21 protein-coding genes are annotated in these 25,669 nt (G+C 67.2%); 14 read left to right on the top strand and 7 right to left on the bottom strand.

Annotation, left to right across the window (positions count from 1 at the left end; all coding sequences use genetic code 11):
- Positions 1-31: 31 nt before the first annotated feature.
- Entirely contained in the window at positions 32-1,519 is a 1,488-nt protein-coding gene (locus ACV7NN_RS01325; RefSeq protein ID WP_463347796.1) for a leucyl aminopeptidase, read from the bottom strand.
- 97 nt (positions 1,520-1,616) lie between these two features.
- Between ACV7NN_RS01325 and ACV7NN_RS01330 the strand changes: the two genes are divergently transcribed.
- The 6 genes from ACV7NN_RS01330 to ACV7NN_RS01355 all read left to right on the top strand — a co-directional run bounded on the left by ACV7NN_RS01330 (position 1,617) and on the right by ACV7NN_RS01355 (position 8,154).
- Complete coding sequence (locus ACV7NN_RS01330; protein ID WP_463347797.1) at positions 1,617-2,546, top strand: proteasome assembly chaperone family protein; 930 nt, start codon at positions 1,617-1,619, stop codon at positions 2,544-2,546.
- 4 nt (positions 2,547-2,550) lie between these two features.
- Positions 2,551-3,195, top strand: coding sequence for a class I SAM-dependent DNA methyltransferase (locus ACV7NN_RS01335; protein ID WP_463347798.1), 645 nt, complete (start codon positions 2,551-2,553; stop codon positions 3,193-3,195).
- 40 nt (positions 3,196-3,235) lie between these two features.
- A complete protein-coding gene (locus ACV7NN_RS01340; protein WP_463347799.1) occupies positions 3,236-4,570 on the top strand; it encodes an MFS transporter in 1,335 nt (444 codons plus the stop codon).
- A gap of 199 nt (positions 4,571-4,769) precedes the next feature.
- Positions 4,770-6,122, top strand: a complete 1,353-nt coding sequence (locus ACV7NN_RS01345) for an RNA polymerase sigma factor (protein ID WP_463347800.1) — start codon at positions 4,770-4,772, stop codon at positions 6,120-6,122.
- Positions 6,123-6,130: 8 nt separating this feature from the next.
- Complete coding sequence (locus ACV7NN_RS01350) at positions 6,131-7,402, top strand: MurT ligase domain-containing protein (protein WP_463347801.1); 1,272 nt, start codon at positions 6,131-6,133, stop codon at positions 7,400-7,402.
- Entirely contained in the window at positions 7,399-8,154 is a 756-nt protein-coding gene (locus tag ACV7NN_RS01355; protein ID WP_463347802.1) for a type 1 glutamine amidotransferase, read from the top strand. Before ACV7NN_RS01350 ends, ACV7NN_RS01355 begins: the two co-directional genes overlap by 4 nt.
- 6 nt (positions 8,155-8,160) lie before the next feature.
- Here ACV7NN_RS01355 and alr read toward each other — a convergent pair whose 3' ends face one another.
- The 3 genes from alr to ACV7NN_RS01370 all read right to left on the bottom strand — a co-directional run bounded on the left by alr (position 8,161) and on the right by ACV7NN_RS01370 (position 10,237).
- On the bottom strand, positions 8,161-9,234 hold the full coding sequence (gene alr / locus ACV7NN_RS01360; RefSeq protein WP_463347803.1) for an alanine racemase: 1,074 nt from the start codon (positions 9,232-9,234) through the stop codon (positions 8,161-8,163).
- Entirely contained in the window at positions 9,231-9,926 is a 696-nt protein-coding gene (locus ACV7NN_RS01365) for an alanine racemase C-terminal domain-containing protein (protein WP_463347804.1), read from the bottom strand. Before ACV7NN_RS01365 ends, alr begins: the two co-directional genes overlap by 4 nt.
- 74 nt (positions 9,927-10,000) lie before the next feature.
- A complete protein-coding gene (locus tag ACV7NN_RS01370) occupies positions 10,001-10,237 on the bottom strand; it encodes a DUF7455 domain-containing protein (protein ID WP_163289797.1) in 237 nt (78 codons plus the stop codon).
- 210 nt (positions 10,238-10,447) lie between these two features.
- Here ACV7NN_RS01370 and ACV7NN_RS01375 point away from each other — a divergent pair, with 210 nt between their 5' ends.
- A complete protein-coding gene (locus tag ACV7NN_RS01375) occupies positions 10,448-12,529 on the top strand; it encodes a DNA gyrase/topoisomerase IV subunit B (protein ID WP_463347805.1) in 2,082 nt (693 codons plus the stop codon).
- Positions 12,530-12,550: 21 nt separating this feature from the next.
- Here the strand turns inward: ACV7NN_RS01375 and ACV7NN_RS01380 are convergent, their stop codons facing one another.
- Positions 12,551-15,025 (bottom strand): DNA gyrase/topoisomerase IV subunit A, encoded by a 2,475-nt coding sequence (locus tag ACV7NN_RS01380; protein WP_463347806.1) that lies wholly within the window; start codon positions 15,023-15,025, stop codon positions 12,551-12,553.
- Positions 15,026-15,110: 85 nt separating this feature from the next.
- Between ACV7NN_RS01380 and ACV7NN_RS01385 the strand changes: the two genes are divergently transcribed.
- Complete coding sequence (locus tag ACV7NN_RS01385; protein WP_463347807.1) at positions 15,111-16,253, top strand: alkaline phosphatase family protein; 1,143 nt, start codon at positions 15,111-15,113, stop codon at positions 16,251-16,253.
- Positions 16,254-16,262: 9 nt separating this feature from the next.
- On the opposite strand, the gene sepH is transcribed toward ACV7NN_RS01385, so the two are convergent.
- Positions 16,263-17,354 (bottom strand): septation protein SepH, encoded by a 1,092-nt coding sequence (gene sepH / locus ACV7NN_RS01390; RefSeq protein WP_463347808.1) that lies wholly within the window; start codon positions 17,352-17,354, stop codon positions 16,263-16,265.
- A gap of 206 nt (positions 17,355-17,560) precedes the next feature.
- Here sepH and ACV7NN_RS01395 point away from each other — a divergent pair, with 206 nt between their 5' ends.
- On the top strand, positions 17,561-17,854 hold the full coding sequence (locus ACV7NN_RS01395) for a DUF4193 domain-containing protein (RefSeq protein WP_163289790.1): 294 nt from the start codon (positions 17,561-17,563) through the stop codon (positions 17,852-17,854).
- Here the strand turns inward: ACV7NN_RS01395 and ACV7NN_RS01400 are convergent.
- Complete coding sequence (locus ACV7NN_RS01400; protein ID WP_463347809.1) at positions 17,851-18,312, bottom strand: DUF3093 domain-containing protein; 462 nt, start codon at positions 18,310-18,312, stop codon at positions 17,851-17,853. The two genes, ACV7NN_RS01395 and ACV7NN_RS01400, sit on opposite strands and share 4 nt — an antisense overlap.
- A gap of 38 nt (positions 18,313-18,350) precedes the next feature.
- Between ACV7NN_RS01400 and dut the strand changes: the two genes are divergently transcribed.
- The 5 genes from dut (at position 18,351) to acnA (ending at position 25,642) form a co-directional block, all read left to right on the top strand.
- The gene (gene dut, locus ACV7NN_RS01405) at positions 18,351-18,842 is read left to right on the top strand and encodes a dUTP diphosphatase (protein ID WP_463347810.1); all 492 of its coding nucleotides are present in this window, start codon (positions 18,351-18,353) and stop codon (positions 18,840-18,842) included.
- Positions 18,839-19,462, top strand: a complete 624-nt coding sequence (locus ACV7NN_RS01410; protein WP_463347811.1) for a DUF3710 domain-containing protein — start codon at positions 18,839-18,841, stop codon at positions 19,460-19,462. Before dut ends, ACV7NN_RS01410 begins: the two co-directional genes overlap by 4 nt.
- Positions 19,459-20,268 (top strand): DUF3159 domain-containing protein, encoded by an 810-nt coding sequence (locus ACV7NN_RS01415; protein WP_463347812.1) that lies wholly within the window; start codon positions 19,459-19,461, stop codon positions 20,266-20,268. Before ACV7NN_RS01410 ends, ACV7NN_RS01415 begins: the two co-directional genes overlap by 4 nt.
- Positions 20,269-20,274: 6 nt before the next feature.
- Positions 20,275-22,650, top strand: a complete 2,376-nt coding sequence (locus ACV7NN_RS01420) for an HAD-IC family P-type ATPase (RefSeq protein WP_463347813.1) — start codon at positions 20,275-20,277, stop codon at positions 22,648-22,650.
- A 175-nt stretch (positions 22,651-22,825) separates the two neighbouring features.
- Positions 22,826-25,642 carry an aconitate hydratase AcnA gene (gene acnA, locus ACV7NN_RS01425; protein WP_463347814.1) on the top strand — a complete coding sequence of 939 codons (2,817 nt, stop codon included), beginning with the start codon at positions 22,826-22,828 and terminating at the stop codon, positions 25,640-25,642.
- Positions 25,643-25,669 lie beyond the last annotated feature (27 nt).

Below are 25,669 nucleotides of genomic sequence, written 5' to 3' on the forward strand. Positions count from 1 at the left end.
AAGGCAAGAATTTCTTGCCTCTACGACCTTACTACTGTCGCGAAAAGTCCTCGGCCAGACGGATGAGCGCGCGTACGCTGACGGCGGACGGACCCTTGCCGGTGAAACCGTACGGCGCCGACGGACCCTTCGCGGGCCCGGCGATGTCGAGGTGCGCCCACGGGATGCGCGCAGCATCGTCGCCTTCACCGTTGGTCCCCACGAACTCCTGGAGGAACACGCCGGCCAGCAGCGCACCACCCGCCGTGTTGCCCGGATTCGCATTGGCGATGTCGGCGATATCGGAGTTGATCGTCGCGCGCAGCTCGCCGGGAAGCGGCATCGGCCAGAACAGTTCGCCGGTGGCGGCAGAGGCGTCGACGACGCGGCCGACGAAGTCGTCGTCGCCCATGACGGCGGCGTAGCGCGTGCCGAGGGCGACCATGGCGGCGCCGGTCAGGGTCGCGACATCCACGATGGCGTCCGGGTGCTCTTCACTCGCAGCCACGAGGCCGTCCGCCATCACCAGGCGGCCTTCGGCGTCGGTGTTCAGCACCTCCACCGTCTTGCCGCCGCGGATACGCAGCACGTCGTTCGGGCGGATCGCGGTGCCGGACGGCATGTTCTCCGCGATGCAGAGCCACGCGGTGACCCGCACCGGCAGTGCGAGCCGGGCTGCCGCCAGCGTGACCGCGAGGACGGTGGCCGCACCGGTCATGTCGTACTTCATGCCGACCATCCCGGTCGGCGGCTTCAGCGACAGGCCGCCTGTGTCGAAGGTGATGCCTTTGCCCACGAGGGCGAGATGCTTTCGTGCGCCTGATGGTGCATACGCGACCTTGACGAGCCGAGGTCCCCGGCTCGAACCCTGCCCCACACCGAGGATGCCTCCGAAGCCCTCTGCCTCCAGAGCGTCCTCATCCCAGATCGTCACGTCGACCGGGAGGCCGGTGCTGCTCTCCTGCGCCGCCTGCGCGAGCGACGCGGGATACAGGTCGAGTGGGGGAGTGTTCACCAGGTCCTTGACGAGGGCGACGGCCTCGGCGACTGCCGTCCCGTGCGCGACCAGGGCATCCCCATCCGTCACCGACCCCACGAGCGTCACGGACGAGACCGGTTCCTTCACCGTGGCGGCCGACGACACCCGGTAGGCGGTGAACGAGTACGTCCCCAGGGCAGCCCCCTCCAGCAGCGCACCCGCTTCGGCGTCTCCTCCGAATGGGATGGCGATCGCTACGCGCCTGAAGCCGGCGAGCTGGCGGATGGCAGACCCGGCCGCGTACCGCAACGCATCCTCGTTGGGCTCGGCGGGCATCCCGATCACTGCGACCGGGGCTTCGCCGGCGCTACGCGGAAGGCGGACGAGCTCGTCCTTCCCTCCGCCGAAGCCGATCGCGTCGAGCTGGCCGGCAATGGCTTCGAAACCGGATGCCGCGACCACCGCCGCGGACCCGTTCGTGACCGTCGCGCCGATCACCACCACATCGATGTCGCTGCTGGAGGGGAGGGATGCGGAGAAGGCGAGGGCTGGCACAGTCATGGTTCGAATGTAGTCGCTGCACGGTGTTCGCTCTCGGCGTGCGCCCTGCCGGGCGGTTCCCGGCAATGCTCAAGCAGCCGCCGTTTAGAGTTGAATCATGCAGGACCCAGCCGACCTCTACGAACTCAATCCGGACCTCCGCGAGGTCCCGGAGGGGTTGAACCTGATCGCGGGCCTGACCGGTTTCGCCGACGCAGGGGCGGGCGTCACCCAGCTGGGCACCTATCTTCTCGGCACGCTCGACCACGAGGTGGTTGCGACCTTCGACGCTGACATCCTCCTCGACTACCGGGCCCGGCGCCCCACGATCTACTTCGACCAGGATCACCTCACCGACTATGAGCCGGCGACGCTGAAGCTCTACCTCGCATATGACGAGCTCCGCCAGCCGTTCCTTCTCCTCACCGGGTTCGAACCCGATTTCCAGTGGGAGCGGTTCAGCAGGGCGGTCCTCGGCCTGATCGATTCGCTGAAGGTCAAGGGCGTCACGTGGGTGCACTCCATCCCGATGCCGGTTCCGCACACGCGGCCGATCGGCGTGACGGTCAGTGGGAACCGGGCCGACCTGATCGATGCGATGTCGATCTGGAAACCGCACACGCAGGTCCCGGCGAATGCCCTTCATCTCGTCGAGTACCGTCTCCAGCAGTTGGCCTACCCGATCGCGGGTTTCATCCTCCTCATCCCGCACTACCTGGCCGACACCGAATATCCGGCAGCGGCCATCACCGCACTCGAGAGCATCAGCGCCGCGACCGGCCTGATCTTCCCCACCGATCGCTTGCGCCAGGAGGATCGCGACTTCGTCGCCAACATCGACGAGCAGGTCGCCTCCAATCCGGAGCTCGGCCGGCTGGTCGGCGCGCTCGAGGAACGGCACGACAGCTATATGCAGGACACGCAGCTCCGGTCCCCGCTGACCGACGAGGACGGCGAGCTGCCGTCGGCCGACGAGATCGCCCAGGAGCTCGAGAACTTCCTCGCCTTCCGTCGCCACGGCGACGACGAGAACGGTCAGTCGCGCTAGCAGGATGGACGACTCGTCCTTTCTCGATGCCGCCCGCACAGCCTACGATACGGTCGCGGTCGACTACGCGGAGCTCCTGAAGGACGAGCTGGCGGTCAAGCCCTGGGACCGTGCGATGCTCGCGACCTTCGCCGAACTCGTGCTCGCCGACGGCGGCGGGCCGGTCGCGGACCTCGGGTGCGGTCCTGGGCGGATCACCGCGCACCTGCACGGTCTCGGCCTCGACGCCTTCGGTGTCGACCTGTCGCCCGGCATGGTCGCGGTGGCCCGCGCCGCGCATCCCGACCTCCGGTTCGACGTGGGTACGATGACGGCTCTCGAACGGGATACCGGGTCGCTCGCCGGAGCGGTGGCGTGGTACTCGATCATCCACACGCCGCCTCCTGAGCTTCTGGTCGTCTTCGAGGAGTTCGCACGCGTCCTCGCTCCCGGCGGCCGCATCCTCCTTGCCTTCCAGGTCGGCGACGAGCGGCGGCGGATCGAGCACGCGTACGGTCACGCGATCAGCCTGGACGCGTGGCGGCTGTCGCCCGAGTCCGTCACTGGGCTCCTGGCCCACGCGGGACTCACGGTGGATGCGCGTCTCGTCAGAGAACCCGACGCGAGTGAGAGGGTCCCGCAGGCGTTCATCGTCGCGCGCAAGCGGTGAGCGACGTACCCTGCTCGCTCGGCATACTAGCCTTCTAAGAGTGAACTCGCGACGGTCCTGGCTGATCTTCGCGGTGGGGGTGTTCGGCTATCTGGTCGCTGTCATGCAGCGCACCACCATCGGTGTCGCCGGTGTTGCGGCCACCGAGCGTTTCCACAGCACGGCATCCGTCCTGTCGACGCTTGCTGTGGTGCAGCTGATCGTCTATGCGGCGATGCAGATTCCGGTGGGTGTCCTGATCGACCGGGTCGGGTCGCGCTGGCTGATGACGGTCGGCACTGTGCTGATGATCGCGGGCCAGGTCACGGTCGCCCTGGCGCCGACGATCGGCATCGCCGTCATCGGGCGCATCCTGGTCGGTGCCGGCGACGCGACGATCTTCACCTCCCTCATCCGCCTCACGAGTTCGTGGTTCACCGGGCGCCTCGTGCCGCAGCTCTCCCAGTGGATCGGCAACATCGGCCAGCTGGGCCAGGTTTTGTCGGCTATCCCGTTCGCGCTGATCCTCCACCAGTCCGGGTGGACGACCGCGTTCCTCAGTGCCGCGTCCCTGTCCGTTGTCGCACTCGTCGGGATCGTCGCCGTCATCACCGATCGGCCCGTCGGTTCCCGCGAGGGGCCGCGCCCGGCCACATGGGGGGAGTCCATCCGGCTGCTCCGTGTCAGCCTCCAGCGGCCGGGCACGCAGCTCGGCTTCTGGTCGCATTTCGTGACCCAGTCCTCCGGCACCGTCTTCAGTCTCATGTGGGGTTTTCCTTTCATGGTCTACGGTCTGGGGATCGATCCCGGCGTGGCGGCCGGCCTCCTCATCGTCATGGTCGTCGCAGGACTCATCTCCGGCCCGATCCTCGGTCTGCTCACTGCGCGCTTCCCGCTGAGGAGAAGCAACCTCGTCCTCGCCATCGTCGCGATGATGGGTCTCGCCTGGGCCACCGTTCTGCTCTGGCCGGGGCCGCCGCCGTTCTGGCTTCTCATCCTGCTGCTCGTTGCCATCGGCATCGGGGGACCGGGCTCGCTCATCGGCTTCGACTTCGCCAGGACCTCAAATCCGCTGCACAGCCTCGGATCGGCCAACGGAATCGTCAATGTCGGGGGATTCCTCGCCAGCTTCGTGATGATGTTCCTCATCGGTGTGACGCTCGACCTCGAGAACGATCTTCATGTCGCGGCCGGTCAGCCGTCGGACCTCTATGCGCTGGATTCGTTCCGGTGGGCGTTCGCCATCCAGTACGTGATCATCGGCATCGGGGTCGTCTTCCTCGTCCGTGCCCGGCGACGGACGCGGCGCAGACTCGCCCAGGAAGAAGGAATAGAAGTGGGGCCTCTCTGGGTTGAACTGAGTGAAGCGTGGAGGCGGCGCAGGCGTGAGGCCTGAGTGGCCGTGGCAGGGGGCTCACTCAAAGCGTGCAATAATTGATGATCGGACCCGTTCATATCCTGGGCGCGACGCATCTTCGATCGTCGCGAAAACGCCTGGGACTTGACATGGGTCTTAGTAATGTCCGCATGCAACCTGAGCCAGGCAGTGCTGTACGAGTGCGAACCCGTCTCCGCTTGGTATGAAAGGTGTTCACATGGCAACCCGACCAGCAAAGACCGTTGAAGCGGATGCGTCCACGGACGCGACCGCAGCGGCGGTGAAGCCGGCCCTCAAGCCGGCCGCGACGAGCAAGGCCGCGACCGCCAAGAGCGGAACGAAGACGACCGCGAAGCCGGTGGCGAAGGCGACCCCGGCCGCCGAGACGAAGCCGAAGAAGCGCGCGAACGCGAAGGCCTCTTCCGATGAAGAAGAGGTCGAGCTCGACGATGCAGTCGTCGAGATCGACGAGTCCGACGATGTCGAGGTCGAGGAGACCGTCGACCCCAAGGCGGAGACGGATGACGCGGAGGCGGAGTCCGGCGACGACGACGACGAGAAGCCGGCGTCTCCGGAGGAGCCGCTTCCCACCGGAGCGCTCGTCCTGCGCGCCGTCGACGAAGACGATGACATCCCCGTCTATTCGGCGGCGATCACGGGAGCCACGGCCGACCCGGTCAAGGACTATCTGAAGCAGATCGGAAAGGTTGCGCTTCTGAACGCGGCCGAAGAGGTCGAGCTGGCGATGCGTATCGAGGCCGGACTGTTCGCCGAGGACAAGCTCGCGAACACGCCGAACATCCCCAAAGAGCTGGAGCGCGAGCTCCGGTGGGTGGCCCGTGACGGCCAGCGGGCGAAGAGTCACCTGCTCGGGGCGAACCTCCGTCTGGTCGTGTCGCTGGCAAAGCGGTACACCGGCCGTGGAATGCAGTTCCTCGACCTGATCCAGGAAGGCAACCTGGGCCTCATCCGTGCCGTCGAGAAGTTCGACTACACCAAGGGCTTCAAGTTCTCCACGTATGCGACGTGGTGGATCCGACAGGCCATCACACGCGCCATGGCGGACCAGGCCCGCACCATCCGTATCCCTGTCCACATGGTCGAGGTCATCAACAAGCTCGCCCGTGTCCAGCGCCAGATGCTGCAGGACCTCGGTCGCGAACCGACGCCTGAGGAGCTCAGCCGCGAGCTCGACATGACGCCCGAGAAGGTCATCGAGGTCCAGAAGTACGGTCGCGAGCCCATTTCGCTGCACACACCCCTCGGCGAGGACGGCGACAGTGAGTTCGGCGACCTGATCGAGGACACCGAGGCGGTCGTCCCTGCAGACGCTGTGGGCTTCACCATGCTGCAGAAGCAGCTGGAGAGCCTCCTCGACTCGCTCTCCGAGCGCGAGGCCGGCGTGATCCGGATGCGTTTCGGGCTGGGCGACGGGATGCCGAAGACGCTCGACCAGATCGGTGACACGTTCGGCGTGACGCGCGAGCGCATCCGCCAGATCGAGTCGAAGACGATGGCGAAGCTCCGCCACCCGTCCCGCTCGCAGTCGCTCCGCGACTACCTCGAGTAGGCAACCGGGTGCGGTACAGGCTGGCGGTTCTCGCCGGTCGTCTCGCTCGCTGGGTGCTGCGGCTCCGAGGGGGCGGCTCTGCCGTCCCCGGCAGGGTCGCGCTCGCGATCGCCCCGCGTTTCCTGGAGCGGTCGATGACCCGGCTTCCATTGGGAGTGCTCTTCGTGAGCGGCTCGAACGGCAAATCGACGACCACGAACATGCTGACCGGGATCCTGCGCGAACACGGCCTCGACGTCTTCACCAATCCTTCGGGGGGCAATCTCCCGCAGGGGATCGCGTCTGCACTGCTGGCGTCGGTCCCTCTCGACGGATATGTCCGGGGCGATGTCGCGGTGATCGAGGTCGACGAGGCATATGGCGTCGATCTGGCGACGATCCTCAAGCCGCGTGGCACGCTGCTGCTGAACGTCCAGATCGACCAGCTGAACCGCTTCTTCGAGCCCGCACGGGTCGTCGGGATGCTTCGGTCGATCGCTGACACCACCTCCGAGTTCGTCGTGGTGAACGCAGACGATGACAGTCTCCGTGGCGTCGGTGCAGAACTGGCCGCGCAGGGTCGCGACGTGACCGCGTTCGGTGTCACCCCATCCCTCATCGCCGCTTCGCCGAACGGCCTGGCGAACGTCGAGGACTTCACCGGCAACACGAGCGACGCGCTTCCCCCGTCCCGCGTCGTCGTCGGCGCGCTCGACGCGCGCACCGCGCGGCTCGAGGTCGACGGTGCGCCGCTGGACGTAGCGCTTCCGGCGCGCGGTCTGCACTATGCGGTGGATGCTGCCGGTGCTACGGCGACGGCCCTCCGCGTGCTCGGCGACCGCTTCTCGGCCGAAGCCACCGCCCGGGCGATGACAGTGCTGCGCACGGTCTACGGCCGCGGGGAGACCCTGCTGGTGGGCGAAGAGGACGTCGAGATCATCATGATGAAGAACCCGCCGAGCCTGCAGCTCAACCTCGACTATCTCTCCGAGCCTCCGGAGCAGGTGTTCGTCGCCGTCGACGAGGGCACCCCCGATCCGTCATGGGTGTACGACATCGACCTGTCGTCGATCACCCACGTCGATGTCGTCTCCGGCACGAAGGCGTGGCAGTTCGCGACACGTTTCGCGTACGCCGGGATCCCGGTGACCGCGGTCCTCCCCGAACTCAGGCCGGCTCTCAAGGCTTTCCTCGACCTGCCCAAGCCGACGCGCGGCACGAAGACGATGATCGTGAACTACGAGCAGATGATGCTCATCCGCAAGCAGCTCGGCTTCCTCGAGTTGGAGGGAAGCGCGTGACGGCGCCGCTGAACATCCTGCACCTGTATCCGCGTGAGCTCGGGATCAACGGCGACGCCGGGAACGTCACGGCACTCGTGAAGCGTGCGGCATGGCGCGGGATCGACGCCACGGTGACAAGCCACGATCTCGGCGACGACCTCGCAACCGCTGTCGACATCGTCCACATCGGTAGTGGCCCGCTGTCGTCGCAGCGCATCGTGCACGACGATTTGCTCCGGATCGCACCCGCGCTGCGTGAGATCGCCGCCTCCGGCGTTCCGTTCCTCGCTGTGGCCGGCGGCTGGCAGCTGCTGGGACACCAGCTCGTGACGACGGACGGCGAGACCCTCGCGGGGGCGGGGGTCTTCCCCTCACGCGCCACGCTCGGCACCCAGCGCCACGTGGGCGAGATCGTGATCGAGTCCGACGACACAACGCTGGCCGGCTTCGAGAACCATTCCGCGACGACAGTGCTCGATGAGGGGGCCGTCCCGCTCGGGATCGTCGTCGAAGGGTTTGGGAACGGCGCGGATGCGGCCGGTCGGCGCATCGAGGGAATCAGGATGGGCGAATCCGTCGGCACACACCTTCATGGGCCGCTCCTGCCGATGAATCCGGCTATCGCCGACCGGATGCTCGCGGCGGCACTCGCGTTGCGGGGCGACAAGATGCCTCCGCCGACCTCGAGGGAGCTGTCGACCGCCGACGGTTTCGCGGCGAATGCGCGGCGTGCGATCGTCCAGAGGACCGGCGCCAGAACGACTGCCTGACAGCCGTCAGCCCACGTAGACCCGCGTCACGCGCGGCATGACTCCGGTGACGAGCTCATCGCCGATCGTCTTGGCCCAGTCCGCCCAGGTCTCGGCCGTCGGTTCGCCGTCCCGTCCTGGGCCGAAGACGACAGCGGTGTCCCCGATGCGGACACGATCGTTGCCGACGTCGATGACGGTGCTGTCGACCTCGACCTCGACGATGGGCCTGCGCACCCCGTTCACCAGCACCGACGCCTTGGCCATCCCCAGCGTCGGGACGCCATCGGCGAAGCCGATTCCGATGCGCGCACGGGTGCTGCCGTCCACGTGGATGCTGGTCACCGCTGCCTCGAGCCGCATCACCGGCACGAGTCCGAGCTCGGTTCCCGACGTGTCGTCGAACGGGGAGATCCCATAGGCGGCGATTCCGAATCGGACGAGATCGAACCGGGCCTCCGGCATCCGGATGCCCGCAGAGCTGGCTGCAAGGTGAAGGATCTCGAATTCGGCACCCCGCGCCTCCGCCACGGCGACCGCCGCAAGGAATTCCGCCAATGCGGCTTCGTCGTCGGCGATGGATGCGTCGGCCAGGTGGGACCACGCTGCGCGCACCCGTACGACCCCCGCGTCCTGTAGCGCGAGGGCGGCGTCGACGAGGCCTGGCCAGTCCTCACGACTCGCACCATTGCGGCTGAGCCCCGTGTCCACCTTCAGATGGATCACCGCGGGGCGGTTGGCCGCGGCCATCTCGATCGCGTCGAGCTGCCAGCGAGCGGAGATCCCGAGCTCGATGTCGGCCTCGATTGCCGCCTGGAAGTCCGTCTCCGGGCCGTGGAGCCAGGCGAGAAGCGGAACCGTGATGCCCGCGTCACGGAGCCGGAGGCCTGCCGGAATCTCCAGGACGGCGAGCGATGTGGCCCCGGCCTCCAGCCCGGCTCGCGCGATCGGCACGAGACCGTGCCCGTACGCGTCAGCCTTGACGGCGAGCATCACCTCGGACGGGTGTGCGAGCTCCGCGAGGTGCGCCACGTTGTGACGAAGAGCCGCCAGGTCGATGAGGGCGCGGGGGAACGGCGCGTCAGCGGGTGCATCGGTCATGAGTAGATCCGTTCGATCCGTGCGCCGAGCCCGCTCACGATGACCGCGGCGGCGATGCCCGTCGCATCGGCCCACTCGGAGAGCGAGGGCTCTCCGTTCCCCGGGTCGCCGAAGAGGACGGCCTCTTCTCCGACCTCGGCCGAGTTGCCTTTCAGGTCGACGACGAACTGGTCCATGGCGATGCGCCCGGTCACCCGTCCGACGAAATCGCCGATCCCGACGGGCGCCCGGTTGGATGCGACCCGCGGGATTCCGTCCGCGAATCCCAGGGCGACGAGGGCGAGCGTCGTGGGCCGCTCGGTGCGGTAGGTGTAGCCGTACGAGACTCCGCGGTCGGCAGGGACGTTCTTCACCGCGATCACCTCGCCGACGAGGCGGAAGGTGGTTCTCGATGAGGCGGCGCCGAACCCGTACGGCGCGTGGGCGGCGACTGCCGTACCAGTACCCGCCGGCGGAGAGACGGTCGCTGTGATGCCGTCGGCCGCGAGAGCCCGCACGTCCGCAGCGCGAGAAACCAGGAAGGCGCTGCCGCCGGCCTCGGCCAGTGCACGTGCGACAGCGACGAGGCCGTGCCCGTAGGCATCGGCCCGCAGATCGATCAGTGCCCGCTCAGGCGACGCTGAAAGTCGATCGAAATTCTCGACGAGAGCCGAGAGGTCGACGAACGCCTTCCTGCGCACACCTGACGACACCGATCGGACTCCTCGAGTAGGTCAGCTAGTTTAACGACTCAGCCACCTTATCGATCCTGACAGGGCCGATGGGACTACGCGCGCTGCTCCTCGAACAGGCGAGCGGTCTCGTCGTGCCAGCTGTGGGCGATCTCGGACAGCTTTTCCTGGTGCTTCTTGCCGTGGTGGGCGCAGAAGAGGAGTTCGCCGTTGTTCACGACAACGCGGATGTACGCCTGAGCGCCGCAGCTGTCGCACCGGTCGGCCGCCGTGAGTTGCGGCCCGCCGGCGAGCTCGTCAACCGCACCGTTCTCCGTGGTGATCGTCGACATGTGATGCTCCTCTCAATCCGAACCGTTCAACTCGGTATGTCTATAGAACCACGTTCACCTGAGAGAAACGAGGCGGACGCTGGGTATTTCGCTCAACGCGTAGCCCCCCTCCCGGTGGGTGTCGGTGGCGTATCGTGCCCGCCGCTGTCAGTACGCTTGACGTTGGCAAGGCGTTCAGAGCACGGGCGCCGCAACGTGCAAGGAGCGTTCGTGTCGAGCTCAGACTATTCAGCCAGGCATCTCTCCGTTCTGGAGGGTCTGGAGGCGGTGCGGAAACGTCCCGGAATGTATATCGGTTCGACCGACTCCCGGGGACTCATGCACTGCCTCTGGGAGATCATCGACAACTCGGTGGACGAAGCGCTCGCCGGTCACGGCAGCCACATCGAGGTCATCCTCCACCCCGACGACAGCGTCGAGGTGCGCGACTCCGCTCGCGGCATCCCGGTCGACATCGAACCGAAGACCGGGTTGAGCGGTGTCGAAGTGGTGTTCACCAAGCTTCACGCCGGCGGCAAATTCGGCTCAGGGTCGTATGCGGCCTCGGGCGGCCTGCACGGCGTCGGCGCGTCCGTGGTCAACGCCCTCTCCGAGCGACTCGACGTCGAAGTCGACCGCGATGGCAAGACCTGGGCGATGTCGTTCCACCGCGGCGAGCCGGGAGTCTTCGCCGATCACGGGCCTGCCACGCCGGATGCGCCGTTCACGCCGTTCGAGAAGGGCAGCGAGCTCCGCGTGGTCGGAAAGGTGGCGAGAGGCGTCACCGGAACGCGCATCCGCTACTGGGCCGACCGACAGATCTTCACCCGCGGAGCCGAATTCCAGGGCGACGACCTTCTCGGTCGTGCCCGGCAGACGGCATTCCTCGTACCGGGACTCACCCTGACGATCGCCGACCGTCGCGGCGAGCAGCCCGTCGACACGACGTTCAGCTACCAGGGCGGGATCTCGGAGTTCGTCGACTTCCTCGCTCCCGACAGCCCCCTTACCGAGACGTGGCGTCTCACCGGCGAGGGCCAGTTCACCGAGACGGTCCCCGTGCTCTCCGAATCGGGAGCGATGATGCCGACCGAGCTGCGCCGCGACTGCCAGGTGGACATAGCGCTGCGCTGGGGAACCGGCTACGACACCGTGATGAAGAGCTTCGTCAACATCATCGCGACGCCGAAGGGTGGCAGCCACCAGCTCGGCTTCGACCAGGGCATGCTCAAGTTCCTGCGCCAGCAGGTCGAGCAGAACGCCCGCCGCCTCAAGGTCGGCACCGACAAGCTGGAGAAGGACGACGTTCTTGCGGGGCTGACCGCGGTGCTGACGGTCCGGCTTCCCGAGCCGCAGTTCGAGGGTCAGACCAAGGAGGTCCTGGGCACCCCTGCGGTGCGCGCCATCGTCGCGCAGGTGGTCACCAAGGCGATGAGCGAACGCTTCACCTCGAGCAAACGCGATGACAAAGCCCAGTCCGCCCTCCTGCTCGACAAGGTCGTCGCCGAGATGAAGTCCCGGATCTCGGCGCGCGCCCACAAGGAGACCCAGCGCCGCAAGAACGCGCTCGAGACCTCATCCCTGCCCGCGAAGCTCGTGGACTGCCGTTCCAGCGATGTCGCCAACAGCGAACTCTTCATCGTCGAGGGCGACTCCGCGCTCGGCACCGCACGGCGCGCCCGCGACAGCGAGTACCAGGCGCTCCTGCCGATCCGCGGCAAGATCCTGAACGTGCAGAAGGCGTCCGTCTCGGACATGCTCTCGAACGCCGAGTGCGCTTCCATCATCCAAGTGATCGGCGCGGGCTCCGGACGCAGCTTCGAGCTCGCATCCGCCCGCTACGGCAAAATCATCATCATGAGCGACGCGGATGTCGACGGGGCCCACATCCGCACACTGCTCCTGACGCTCTTCTTCCGCTACATGCGGCCGATGATCGAGGAAGGCCGCGTCTTCGCAGCCGTGCCGCCGCTCCACCGCGTCGTCGTGATGAATCCGGGATCGAAGCCGAACGAGACGATCTACACCTACTCGGAGGCGGAACTCCAGGGCGTCCTCGCCGGCCTCAAGCGCACCAACAAGCGCTACCAGGAGCCGATCCAGCGCTACAAGGGGCTGGGTGAGATGGACGCGGACCAGCTCGCGACGACGACGATGGACCGGACCCACCGGACGCTCCGACGGGTGCGCGTTCCCGACGCAGAACAGGCGGCCCGCGTGTTCGAGCTGCTGATGGGAAATGACGTCGCACCGCGCAAGGACTTCATCATCGCCGGATCCGGGGACCTCTCGCGCTCACGCATCGACGTCTGATCCGGCGCGCCAGGGCGGCCATCAGCCGAGCTGGCGGCCCACGCTTCCGACGACCGCGTCAAGTGCCGCGCCGGAGCCGTCGCGTCGTGCACCGCCCTGCGGGAGCGTGCGTGCGGCGCCATCCGGTGCCACCGCCAGAGCGGGACCGCGTCCGACCCATGCCACAGCGAGTTCGCTCTCACCCTTGAGGAAACGGTGCGACCGCACCCCGCCGGTCGCTCGACCCTTGGCCGGGAACTCGGCGAAATCACTCACCTTGGCGCTGCCGGGATCCGTGCCGAGCAGCGTCTCCGTGCTGGTCGCGATCGTGACCACGACCGCGTCGTCGCGCTCTGCTGCCCGGATGGCCGAGAAGGAGAGGACACGCGCATTCGCAGCGAGGTTGATGCCTGCCATGCCACCGGCGGCGCGCCCTTGGGGACGGACCGTGGATGACGGGAAGCGGAGAAGCTGCGAATCGGAGGCGACGAAGACGAGCTCGTCCGAGTCGGCTCCCTGAACCGCTCCCACCACCTCGTCGCCGGGCTTCAACGCGATGATCTCGAACTCCGGCTTGCTCGCCCAGTCACCGGCCGTCACCCGTTTGACGACGCCCTGGCGCGTGCCGAGCGCGATGCACTCGTCGGAGGTGAGCGAGACCACTGCGAGGATCCGCTCCTTCCGGTCCGCCAGTGCGAGATAGTCTGCGACGCGCACACCTGCGGCGAGCTGGATCGAGTTCGCCGGCACCGCGGGCAGGTCGACGGGGGAGAACCGGATCAGCCGGCCCTTCGAGGTCACGGCACCGATCTCTGTGCGGCTGGTCGTGTCCAGGCTGGACAGCAGTGCGTCGTGCTTGCTGCGTCGAGCGGGCGCCTGGATGCGGTCGAGGCCGCCCTCGTCGTCCAGCTGCTGGTCGACGCGCACGATCTTCCCGGTGGTGCTGAGCAGCACGCGGCACGGAGTATCAGCGACCTCGAGCACGACGGGCTTGCCGCGCGAGGTGGTCGTGGCGATCGACGGTCGCGCCTCGGTCAGCAGAGTGCGCCGTGGTGTCCCGAACTTCTCCGCGACCTGCTCGAGCTCGTCGGAGACCAACTGCTCGATACGTGCGCGGCTGCCGAGGAGTTCCTCGAGTTCGGCGATCTCGGCACGCAACTGCTCCTGCTCGGTCTCCAGCTCGATGCGCGAGAACCGGGTCAGTCGACGCAGCCGGAGCTCCAGGATGTAGTCCGCCTGCAGCGTGCTCAGGTCGAAGACATCCATCAGCCGGGTTCTGGCCTGTTCGGTGTCATCGCTCGTGCGGATGACCTGGATCACCTCGTCGATGTCCAGGATCGCGATCAGGAGGCCCTCCACGAGGTGCAGGCGTTCCTGCCGACGGGCCAGGCGGTACTGCGATCGGCGCGTCACCACGCTGATGCGATGGTCGAGGTAGACGCGGAGCAGCTCGCGCAGCCCCAGCGTCTGCGGTCCGCCGTCGACGAGCGCAACGTTGTTGATACTGAAGCCGTCTTCGAGCGGGGTGTGCCGGTAGAGCTGTTCGAGCACCGCCTCCGGACTGAAACCGGTCTTGATGCCGATCACGAGCCGGAGCCCGCGCGTGCGGTCGCTGAGGTCGGTGACGTCGGAGATCCCGCTCAGCTTCTTGGAGTTGACGCCGTCCTTGATCTTCTCGATGACCTTTTCGGGCCCGACCAGATAGGGGAGTTCGGTGACGACGAGTCCGCTCTTACGCGCGGTGATGCTCTCGACGCTGACCTTCGCCCGGGTCTTGAAGCTGCCGCGGCCGGTCGCGTACGCATCCCGCACGCCCGCCAGACCGACGATCGTGCCGCCGGCCGGCAGATCGGGCCCCGGCACGTACTCCATCAACTCGTCGAGGGATGCGTCCGGGTTCGCGAGCAGGTGACGGGCGGCCCCGACGACCTCGACGAGGTTGTGGGGCGCCATGTTGGTCGCCATGCCGACCGCGATCCCGCTGGCACCGTTGACCAGCAGGTTCGGGAAGGCCGCAGGCAGCACGTCCGGCTGCATGAGCTGGTTGTCATAGTTGGGGACGAAGTCGACGACGTCCTCGTCGAGGTCTTCCGTGAGAGCAAGGGCGGCCGCAGCGAGGCGGGCTTCGGTGTACCGAGGAGCGGCGGGCCCGTCGTCGAGCGATCCGAAGTTCCCGTGACCGTCGATCAGCGGAACGCGCAGGGTGAAGTCCTGGGCCATGCGTACGAGCGCGTCGTAGATCGCACTGTCGCCGTGCGGGTGCAGCTTTCCCATCACCTCGCCGGTCACACGCGCCGACTTCACATGTCCGCGATCGGGACGCAGCCCCATTTCGGTCATCTGGTAGAGGATGCGCCGCTGAACCGGCTTCAGCCCGTCGCGGGCGTCGGGGAGGGCCCGCGAGTAGATCACCGAGTATGCGTATTCGAGGAACGAGCCCTGCATCTCGGTCGTCACGTCGACGTCTTCGATTCGTTCCGTCGCCGGAGCTGGTGTGGGGTCGTTCGTCGGATTCATGCGTGCAATCTGGGAGGCGTGCTGGGGGCACCGGAGGGACGTTTCACTACTGCCTGCCTCGCTCGTCTATGACAAACTGGGCCGGATGCCCCCCATGCTACCGGCCGCCTTCACGACTCGGCTGAGCCTTGCCGCTGTTCTCCCAAGTTCGGTGGATGCTCTCCTCGGCGCGGAGAATCAGCTCGGTCTGCGGTCGGTGGAGCGTGTCGTCGTCGTCGTGGTCGACGGGCTCGGCGCCGCGTCCCTGCGCACACGAGCGGGTCACGCCCGGTTCCTGGCGCCGCAGCTCACGAAGCAGTCCACGATCGACTCGGGTTTTCCCACGACGACGGCCGCGGCCCTCGCCACCCTCTGTACGGGAACGACGCCCGGGACCCACGGGCTGGTCGGATATCGCGTGCTGGACACCGCATCCGACCGCATGGTGAACCAGCTCAACGGCTGGGACGACCGGCTCGATCCTGCAACGTGGCAGCGGAGCGAGACGGTGTTCGAGCGGGCCGAACGGGCGGGCATCCGCACCTTCGCGATCGGACAGCCGCGCTACAGCGACTCCGGGTTCACCCACGCCGTGCTCCGGGGTGCCGAGTACATCCCCGGCAGGCACGTGGCCGACCGGTTCGAGGCTGCACGACGCATCCTGCGATCACCGGCGCCGAGCCTGACCTATCTCTATGTGAGCGAGCTCGACACGGTCGCGCACGCGTCCGGGTGGGAGTCGCCGGCATGGACAGCGGAACTGGAGGATGTGGACGGCGAGGTGTCGAGGCTGGCCGGCACGCTGGGCCGCTCCGACGGCATCCTCGTGACCGCCGACCACGGCGTGATCGACGTTCCCCACACGGCGCACGTGCTCTTCGACACGGCGCCCGAGCTCGTCGATGGCGTCGAGTACGTGGGTGGTGAGCCCCGGTGCCTCCAGCTCTATCTCGCAGAGCGGTCCGCGCGGGCCGCCGATCGCCTGGCTGAGGCCTGGCGGGACGTGGAAGGCGAGCGCGCCTGGATCGCCACCCGAGAGGAAGCGATCGAGGCTGGATGGTTCGGGGGAGCGGTCGCCGACGAGGTGCTGCCCCGCATCGGCGACGTGATCGTCGCAGCACGCCGCCGGATCGCCTACTACGACTCGCGCGACCCGGCGCAGTCCGGCCGGAACATGATCGGCCAGCACGGCTCGCTCACACCGGAGGAGACCCGGGTCCCGCTGATCCGGCTCGGCGCCTTCGCCTGACCGGGCGGGTCAGGCCAGATCGTCGTCCGTACGGGCGCCGAAGACGATCTCGTCCCAGCTCGGCATCGACGCGCGGCCCTTCTTGCCGAGCCGCTGCTGCGGGCCGGTGTTCGATGGAGTGCTCGACGGCGCGGGCGGGTCCTGGAGCTCCGGCGCCGTGAACGGGATCTCTTCCAGCTCGTCGAGCGGAACATCGACGATGCGGATGCCCTGCTCCTTCGGTGGCGTCTCGGCCTTCTCTTCGAAACTGGCGGCCTCACGCTCGCCACGGCGACGGCGGAGCGCTTCGAGGAGGTCGGCCGTCTGGTGGACGTCCTTGGGCTGATCGTCGTCTGACCGCTTGATGGCGGAGATCGCGATCGAGTTGTTCGCGGACGGGATCGTGCGGCTGTACGCGACCGGCTCGAACGGAGCCGCGTCGGGACCGAGCAGATCGGTCGGCGTCTCATGGAACGTGAACGCGCCGCTGTCGAACCGCGAGTCGTCCGGTTCGGAGGAGTGCGGGGCGACGGCGCGCAGGCGCGGGATGAGCGCTCCCTTCAGCTCGCCCTGCTGCGAGAGCGTCGTGGCCTCGGAGTTGAGTGGCGCCAGCGTGTGCTTGCGGGCGTCGTATCCCCAGCGCGCATCGTGGTCGATCTGGTCGGCGGTGAACTCCAGCTTGATGATCCAGCCGGTCTCCGCATCCTTCCAGCTCGCCCAGCGCTCACCGACGACGCCGAGCGACGCGAGGCGGTCGCGGATGACGGCGCCGAACGTCGCGCCCTCGCCGAGCGGATCGACGTCTGCGGTCGTGTGGACCGGCACGCTCAGCGCGGAAGCGACGATGTGCTCGCGTTCGGCGACGATCGGACCCTCGAATCGCTGGATGTACTCCAACGACGCACCGGTGACCGCGGCCACATCCTCAGCGGACATGCCCGATCGGATGTGCGCCTGCACTTCGCGGGGCGACAACTTGGGAGCGGTCGACGCCACTTCGGCCTTGCGCTGGCGAAGCCTGGACTGCAGCACTTCGTCGATGGCGATGCGGAACCGCTCACCGTCGTCGCTCGCGGCGAGCAGTGCACCGTTCTCGACTCCGATGACCTTTAAATCCTGCATGATGAAATGCCTTCCCAGCTCTCCACGTACGTCGCAAGAATGCCACGTCGTACCCCCGTTTCCGGGGAATAACCGTGGCGTGCCGGAAGTTGATCACCGAGCAGTGTCAGTGAACTACGTGAGCGGTTTGCTATTCCCTGCGGTTTGATGCAAACTATGGCCGCCGATTGCGAAAAATCGGTCGTTTATACGAGAAGTGGATGGGCATGGCAACGGATTACGACGCACCGCGGAAGACCGAAGACGACTCGGAGTCGATCGAGGCCCTCAAGGAGCGTGTCCCGGACAAGATGTCCGGAGTTGTCGACGTTGACGATGCGGACAACCCTGGTGGTTTCGAACTCCCCGGCGCGGATCTCTCCGACCTCGACCTCGATGTCGTCGTCCTTCCTCCGCAGGCAGACGAATTCACCTGTGTGAACTGTTTCCTTGTGAAGCACCGCTCGCAGATCGATCACGAGACGAAGCTCGGACCGATCTGCGTGGAGTGCGCAGCCTAGGAGGCAGCGCTCGCAGCCGCGAGTCGACCTTCATCGAGAGCCCGGACCAGCTGGTCCGGGCTTCTTGTCGAGATCAGCCAGTAGGGCGCGGGATCCTGCGGGTCGAGCACGGGCACCTTGACGACGGGTTTCACCCAGCCACGGATCAGGAGCCAGGCGCGTGCATCCAGGCGCTGGCCGCGCTCCAGGACGGCAGCATCCGGGCCGTAGCCGGTCGGCTCGCCCACGAGGGTGAGCGGGATGCTCGCACGGCCGGCGAAGAGTTCACTGTCGGTGACCCGGATGACCGGCGAGGACGCGATCAGCATGGCGACGCAGCCGCCGTAGAGCACGATCGCCGTGATGATGCCGGCGACCATCGAGATGGGGGCGAACACGAGGATGCTCGCGGGAATGACGAGGGCTGTGGAGACGTACAGCCAGGGAGCGGCCCAGAGCCGTTCACGATAGAGAACCATGGCTCTATTCGATCAGACTTCTGCACTACCCTCGACACGTGACCGATACCGTTGACATCCCGATCGTCGCAGACCGCGTGCCGGCCTATGCCCACCCCGGCGACGCGGGAGCCGATCTCTGCGCAGCCGAAGCCGTGACCCTCGGGCCCGGCGAGCGCGCGACCGTGCCGACGGGGGTGTCCATCGCCCTTCCAGACGGCTTCGCCGGCTTCGTGGTGCCGCGCAGCGGACTCGCGGCCCGGCACGGGATCACGATCGTCAATTCACCCGGGACCGTGGATGCTGGATATCGCGGCGAGATCCGGGTCACGATACTGAACACAGACAGGTCGATGCCGTACGATATCGCCGTCGGCGACCGGATCGCCCAGTTGATCGTGATGCCGGTGACCCGGGTGCGGTTCGTGCCCGTCGACAGCCTTCCGGAGAGCCGCCGCGGAACAGCGGGATTCGGTTCGACCGGTTACAGCACGGAGCCGAGGGTCGCCGTGCCGCACGAAGACAGCGTCAAGTCAGGAGAACCAGCGTGACCGACACGAGCAGCACCGACCCCGTGAGCTGGGAGAAGTCGGCGCCGGCGGATCGTGAGACGGAAGGGCCGCTCGATGAGAGCGAGGCCAACCCCGTCCGTCCGTATGTGGATCTCGGGGGCGTGAAGATCCTTCCGCGCGAGGGCCTGCACCTTCGTCTCGAGGTCGAGGAGGAGACGCAGCGTGTCGTCGCCGTCGGTCTCGACTACGCGAACTCGACGCTGCAGGTCCAGCCCTTCGCGGCTCCGCGCTCCAGCGGACTGTGGCACGAGATCCGCGAGCAGATCGCCGAGCAGGTCGACCGCCAGGGTGGTCGCACCTCGGTGCGCGACGGCGTCTTCGGTCCGGAACTCGTTGCCGAGATCCCCGTCGCGTCGACCGAGGGTCCTGGTGGGGAGACGCGTGTGGCGCGATTCGTCGGAGTGGACGGTCCCCGCTGGTTCCTCCGCGGTGTGATCGCAGGGGACGCGGCCGTCAAGCCGGATGCCGCCGCGCTCGTGGAAGACCTGTTCCGCAGCATCGTCGTCGTTCGCGGGACCGTCCCGATGCCCCCGCGCGACCTGATCCCGCTCCGGATGCCCTCCGCGCCGGCCGCCGGCGACGGAACGCTTCCCGTTTGAGCCGGCAGAGCATGTCCAGCAGCGGTGAACCGTCCGGCCCGAACGACGACGAGGCCGGTGTGCCGAGCGCCATCGGTGAGGGACTCGCGAACGCGGCGCGCAAGTCAGGCATCGGCCAGCTGGCCGAGAGTGATGCCTCGACCGGGGCCGCGCTGCTCGGCGCGCTCGGTGGGGTGCGCGGACTCCTGGAGACCGTCCTCCCCGGGCTCGTCTTCCTCATTCTCTTCACCTTCACGGCGAACGTGCCGCTCTCGCTCGGCGCATCCGTGCTCGTCGCCGTCGTCTTCACGGCCGTCCGCATCATCGGCAAGACGCCGGTCACGCAGGCCGTCGCCGGCTTGATCGGTGTCGGCGCGTCGGCGATCCTCGCGCTCATCACCGGCCGTGGCGAAGACAACTTCCTCTTCGGGATCGGTCTCAACCTCCTCTACGGGGCTGCGCTGCTGATCTCGATGCTCGTGCGCTGGCCTCTGATCGGGCTGGCGTCCGGGTACCTCATGGGCGACGGCGTGGCCTGGCGCAAGGACCGTAAGAAGTTCCGCATCATGCAGGCGCTCACGTTCCTCTGGTTCCTCCTGTTCGCCGCCCGGCTCGTCGTCGAGCTGCCGCTGTACCTCGCCCACACCGACGCTGCGACCACCGGGCTCGGCATCGCGAAGCTGCTGATGGGAGTTCCGCTCTACGCTCCACTGCTGCTCGTGACCTGGTTCGTCGTCCGCGGGCTCTACGGAGTCGGGGATTCGACGAAAGGCGAGGCGAAGCCCGAACCCGCCGGCCCCGACCGGCCAGAGTCGAACGGGACCTGAGGCCCCGTGACGTACGCGCGTACAGGGGAGGGACTGACCCGCGCGGAAGTGGCCGAGCGCCACGCCAGCGGACGCGGCAATGCGGTGACGCAGCCGACGTCGCGCTCGATCTCGGAGATCCTCCGGGAGAACGTCTTCACACTCTTCAACGGCATCCTCACTGTGTGCTTCGTCGCAGTGATCATCCTGGGCGACCTACGCGACGGGTTCTTCTACGGGGTCGTCGTCGTCAACGCGCTCATCGGCATCGTGCAGGAACTGCGCGCGAAGCTGGTACTCGATCGCGCGGCGCTGCTGGCGGCCCCGGAGAGCCGGGTGAAGCGCGACGGCGCCGTCGAGACCGTCGCGCTGGCTGATGTGGTTCTGGACGACCTGCTCGTCCTGAGGCCCGGAGACCAGATCCCGGCGGACGCGGTCGTGGTCGAGAGCAACGGTCTCGGACTCGACGAGTCGCTCTTGACCGGCGAGGCCGACCCGGTCCTCAAGGACGCCGACGACCAGCTGCTGAGCGGCTCGCACGTCGTGAGCGGCACCGGCTACGCGACGGTGACCGCGGTCGGCGCCGACTCGTACGCGAGCAGGCTGACCGCCGAGATCCGCAAGCATTCGCTCGTCCGGTCGGAACTGCGCGATGCCACCAACCGCATCCTGGTCTACCTGTCCTGGATCCTCGGGCCTGTCATCGTCATCACCATCATCGGCCGGGTACTCACGTACGGGGGCTTCGCGACCCTCGGCCAGAATGGACGCTGGCGCCGCGCCCTGCTCGACGCGGTCGCGAGTGTGGTCGGGATGATCCCGGAGGGTCTCGTGCTGCTGACGAGTCTCGCCTTCGGGGTGGCCGCCATCCAGCTGGCCGCACGCAAGGTGCTCGTGCAGGAACTTGCAGCCGTCGAGGTACTGGCCCGCGTCGACGTGCTCTGCCTGGACAAGACCGGCACGCTCACGACCGGCGAACTGGCGTTCGACCGGATCGAGTCGCTGGGGGATGCGGTCCCGCAGCGGGACGCGGAGGTCGCCCTTGCAGCGTTCGGTGCCGACGACGCGGGGAATGCGACGGCGGGCATCCTCTCACGGCACTTCCAGTCCGAGGCGCTCGTCGTCGAGCGACGCATTCCGTTCAGTTCGGCGACGAAGTTCAGCGGAGTCGTGTTCTCGGACAACGGCGAGCGGTCGTCGTGGTTGCTTGGCGCTCCGGAGCGGCTGCTGGGGGAGCATCCGGATGAGCTGGCCTGCGCGAATGCGATCGCGGCGACCGGCCAGCGGACGCTCGTCCTCGTGCGCGCTCTCGACCCACTTCCGACCGAGGCCCGCGCGACGATCAGAGGCGTGCGGGTCGAGCCGGCCCAGCTGGTCGTGTTCGAGGAGTCGGTGCGCCCGGCGGCGCGAGCGACGCTCGGCTACTTCCGCACGCAGGCCGTGCGTGTCGTCGTCATGTCGGGCGACAACCCGGTGACCGTCTCGGCGATCGCCCGGACCCTGGACCTGGACGGCGAAGCGGTCGACGCGTCGACGCTCCACGGGGACGCGGAGCTCGCCGCCGCGCTCCAGACCTCCGATATCTTCGGCCGGGTCAGCCCCGAACAGAAGCGCACGGCCGTCGGAATCCTGCGCGACATGGGCCGGACCGTCGCGATGACCGGAGACGGTGTCAACGACGCAATGGCTATCAAAGATGCGGACCTCGGCATCGCTATGGGCACAGCCACAGCGGCGACCAAGGCCGTCTCCCGGCTCGTGCTGCTCGACAACCGCTTCGACCGGCTTCCGGACATCCTCGCCTTCGGGCGGCGTGTCATCGCCAACGTCGAAAGGGTGTCGAACCTCTTCCTCGCCAAGACCGTGTATGGAATCCTCCTCGCCCTGGTGAGCGCCGTGATGCTGTGGCCCTTCCCGTTCCTGCCGAGGCAGCTCACCCTGGTCTCGTCGCTGGCGATCGGCATCCCGTCCTTCGTGCTCGCGCTCGCCCCCAACCGGCGCATCTACACGCCGGGGGTTCTGCGGCGCATCCTGGCGTATTCGATCCCGACAGGAGCGATCGCAGCGACGGCGTGCGTCGTCGCTTACGTGCCTCTCTACCGGACCATCCCTCTCCACGAAGCGCGGAGCATCACGACGGTCACCCTCTTCTGCGTCTCCGTGTGGATCCTCTGCGTGCTGGCCAGGCCGCTCAGCTGGCCGCGCCTCGCACTCCTGGCCGGAGTCGTCGCGGCGATGATCCTCGTGTGCGTGCTGCCCGGACTGAGCGAGTTCTTCATGATGCGAATCTCGCCGTCGCCGGAGCTGTTGTGGGGGATCGCGGTGGGCGTGGTGGGCGCCGCGGGAATCGAAGTGTTCTACCGCTTCGCACGGCGTCGCGGTCTCGTCTTCGACCGCGAGTGATCGCAGGCCGCTGTGCTAGATTTATCTTGACGTCAAGATAAATTGCGGAGCGAACGGATGCCGGAAGCGGGCTCGCGACTTAGGCTAGCCTTGCTGGAAACCCGCTTTGTTCGACCACGAATATTGATCACGATGGCCGGCTTTTTCCATGCCTGCCGATGAAGGAGAGGGCAACGTGTCTGCGGTAAACAGCTTTGGAGCAAAGGACACCCTCCGGGTCGGTTCGACGGACTACGAAGTCTTCAGAATCGACACCGTCCCGGGGTATGAGAAGCTCCCGTTCAGCCTCAAGGTCCTCCTCGAGAACCTGCTTCGCACCGAAGACGGTGCGAACATCACGGCCGAGCACATCAACGCCCTCGGGGGATGGGATCCGATGGCGGAGCCCGACACCGAGATCCAGTTCACGCCGGCGCGCGTCATCATGCAGGACTTCACCGGCGTCCCGTGCATCGTCGATCTCGCGACCATGCGCGAAGCGGTCTCCGCGCTCGGCGGCGACCCCCGCAGGATCAACCCGCTCGCTCCCGCCGAGATGGTCATCGACCACTCGGTCATCGCCGATCTCTTCGGCACGGAGGACGCGCTGGAGCGCAACACCGACATCGAGTACGAGCGCAACGGTGAGCGCTACCAGTTCCTCCGCTGGGGCCAGACCGCGTTCGACGACTTCAAGGTCGTTCCGCCGGGAACCGGCATCGTCCACCAGGTCAACATCGAATACCTGGCCCGCGTCACGATGACGCGGCAGGTCGGCGGTGCGCTCCAGGCCTACCCCGACACGTGTGTCGGCACCGACTCGCACACCACCATGGTCAACGGCCTCGGTGTGCTCGGCTGGGGTGTCGGCGGGATCGAGGCGGAAGCCGCGATGCTGGGCCAGCCCGTCTCCATGCTCATCCCCAAGGTCGTCGGCTTCAAGCTCACCGGCGCCATCCCGACGGGCGTGACGGCCACCGATGTCGTCCTCACGATCACCCAGATGCTCCGCAAGCACGGCGTCGTCGGCAAGTTCGTCGAGTTCTACGGAGCCGGCGTCGCGGAGGTCCCACTCGCGAACCGCGCGACGATCGGCAACATGAGCCCCGAGTTCGGCTCGACGGCGGCGATGTTCCCCATCGACGAGGTCACCCTCGAGTACCTGCGTCTCACCGGCCGCAGCGAAGAGCAGATCGCGCTCGTCGAGCAGTACTCGAAGCTCCAGTCACTGTGGCACGACGCGTCGATCGAGCCGGTCTTCAGCGAGTACCTCGAGCTCGACCTCGGCACGGTCGTGCCCTCGATCGCCGGCCCGAAGCGCCCTCAGGACCGCATCGTCCTCGCGCACGCGAAGGACCAGTTCGAAAAGGACCTCGTCGACTACGCCGACGTCGACCACGATCTCGTGGACCTGACGATCTCGGAGTCGTTCCCGGCGTCCGACCCTGGCGAGCTCAGCCCGCTGGACACCAACAGCACCCACGTGCACCACCACCACAGCCACGCGCCGAAGTCGGCGTCCAGCCCGACCCCGGTCACCATCGCCGAGACCGGAACGTCGTTCACGCTCGACCACGGCGCCGTCGCGATCGCCGCCATCACCTCGTGCACGAACACGTCGAACCCGTCGGTGATGCTCGCGGCCGGCCTGCTGGCCCGCAACGCCGCGAAGAAGGGCCTGAAGACCAAGCCGTGGGTCAAGACCACCCTGGCACCCGGGTCGAAGGTCGTCACCGATTACTACGAGAAAGCGGGCCTCACCAGCTATCTCGAAGAACTCGGCTTCTACACGGTCGGCTACGGGTGCACGACGTGCATCGGCAACTCCGGACCGCTGATCGATGAGATCTCGCAGGCCGTGAACCAGAACGACCTCGCGGTCACTGCGGTCCTCTCGGGCAACCGCAACTTCGAAGGCCGCATCAACCCCGACGTGAAGATGAACTACCTGGCCAGCCCGCCGCTGGTGATCGCATACGCCCTGGCCGGGTCGATGAACTTCGACTTCGAGGTGGATGCGCTCGGCACCGACCAGGACGGCAACGACGTCTTCCTCAAAGACATCTGGCCCGACGCGGCCGAGGTCCAGGAGACCATCGACTCATCGATCAACGAAGGCATGTTCACCCACGAATACGCGAGCGTGTTCGAGGGCGACGACCGCTGGAAGTCGCTGCCGACCCCGACCGGCTCGGTGTTCGAGTGGGACGAGAAGTCGACCTACGTGCGCAAGCCTCCGTACTTCGACGGCATGACGCTGGAGACGACTCCGGTCAGCGACATCCAGGGTGCACGCGTCCTTGCGAAACTCGGCGATTCGGTCACCACGGACCACATCAGTCCCGCCGGAAACATCAAGGCAGACAGCCCCGCCGGCAAGTACCTCGCTGAGCACGGAATCGACCGCAAGGACTACAACTCCTACGGTTCGCGCCGCGGCAACCACGAGGTCATGATCCGCGGCACCTTCGCGAACATCCGACTCAAGAACCAGCTCCTCGACGGTGTCGAGGGCGGGTACACCAGGGACTTCACGCAGGGGGGCGGACCGCAGTCGTTCATCTACGACGCGTCGCAGAACTACCAGGCGCAGGGCACTCCGCTCGTCATCCTCGGTGGCAAGGAGTACGGTTCCGGGTCGTCCCGCGACTGGGCGGCGAAGGGCACCAGCCTCCTCGGAGTGCGCGCGGTCATCACGGAGAGCTTCGAGCGCATCCACCGGTCCAATCTGATCGGGATGGGCGTGGTCCCGCTCCAGTTCCCCGCGGGCGAGACCTGGGCATCCCTCGGGCTCGACGGTACCGAGTCGATCAGCATCACCGGTCTCGAGGAGCTCAACGAGGGGACGACCCCGAAGACGGTCCACGTCGTCGCCGAGCCCACCTCCGACTCGCCCGAAGGCAAGCAGACGATCGAGTTCGACGCCGTCGTTCGCATCGACACACCGGGAGAAGCCGACTACTACCGCAACGGCGGCATTCTCCAGTACGTGCTGCGAAGCCTGGTGGCCTGACCGCATCCGGTTGATCGAGTGCCGCCG

The organism is Leifsonia sp. Ger2509 (assembly GCF_055231915.1).

What these genes read in the sequence shown, in the direction of transcription:
- ACV7NN_RS01400 (WP_463347809.1), bottom strand. Translation starts at nt 18,312, where the DNA reads ATGGTTCTCTATCGTGAACGGCTCTGGGCCGCTCCCTGGCTGTACGTC.
- ACV7NN_RS01395 (WP_163289790.1), top strand. Translation starts at nt 17,561, where the DNA reads ATGGCAACGGATTACGACGCACCGCGGAAGACCGAAGACGACTCGGAG.
- alr (WP_463347803.1), bottom strand. Translation starts at nt 9,234, where the DNA reads ATGACCGATGCACCCGCTGACGCGCCGTTCCCCCGCGCCCTCATCGAC.
- ACV7NN_RS01335 (WP_463347798.1), top strand. Translation starts at nt 2,551, where the DNA reads ATGGACGACTCGTCCTTTCTCGATGCCGCCCGCACAGCCTACGATACG.
- ACV7NN_RS01380 (WP_463347806.1), bottom strand. Translation starts at nt 15,025, where the DNA reads ATGAATCCGACGAACGACCCCACACCAGCTCCGGCGACGGAACGAATC.
- ACV7NN_RS01325 (WP_463347796.1), bottom strand. Translation starts at nt 1,519, where the DNA reads ATGACTGTGCCAGCCCTCGCCTTCTCCGCATCCCTCCCCTCCAGCAGC.
- ACV7NN_RS01370 (WP_163289797.1), bottom strand. Translation starts at nt 10,237, where the DNA reads ATGTCGACGATCACCACGGAGAACGGTGCGGTTGACGAGCTCGCCGGC.
- ACV7NN_RS01385 (WP_463347807.1), top strand. Translation starts at nt 15,111, where the DNA reads ATGCCCCCCATGCTACCGGCCGCCTTCACGACTCGGCTGAGCCTTGCC.
- ACV7NN_RS01345 (WP_463347800.1), top strand. Translation starts at nt 4,770, where the DNA reads ATGGCAACCCGACCAGCAAAGACCGTTGAAGCGGATGCGTCCACGGAC.
- ACV7NN_RS01330 (WP_463347797.1), top strand. Translation starts at nt 1,617, where the DNA reads ATGCAGGACCCAGCCGACCTCTACGAACTCAATCCGGACCTCCGCGAG.
- sepH (WP_463347808.1), bottom strand. Translation starts at nt 17,354, where the DNA reads ATGCAGGATTTAAAGGTCATCGGAGTCGAGAACGGTGCACTGCTCGCC.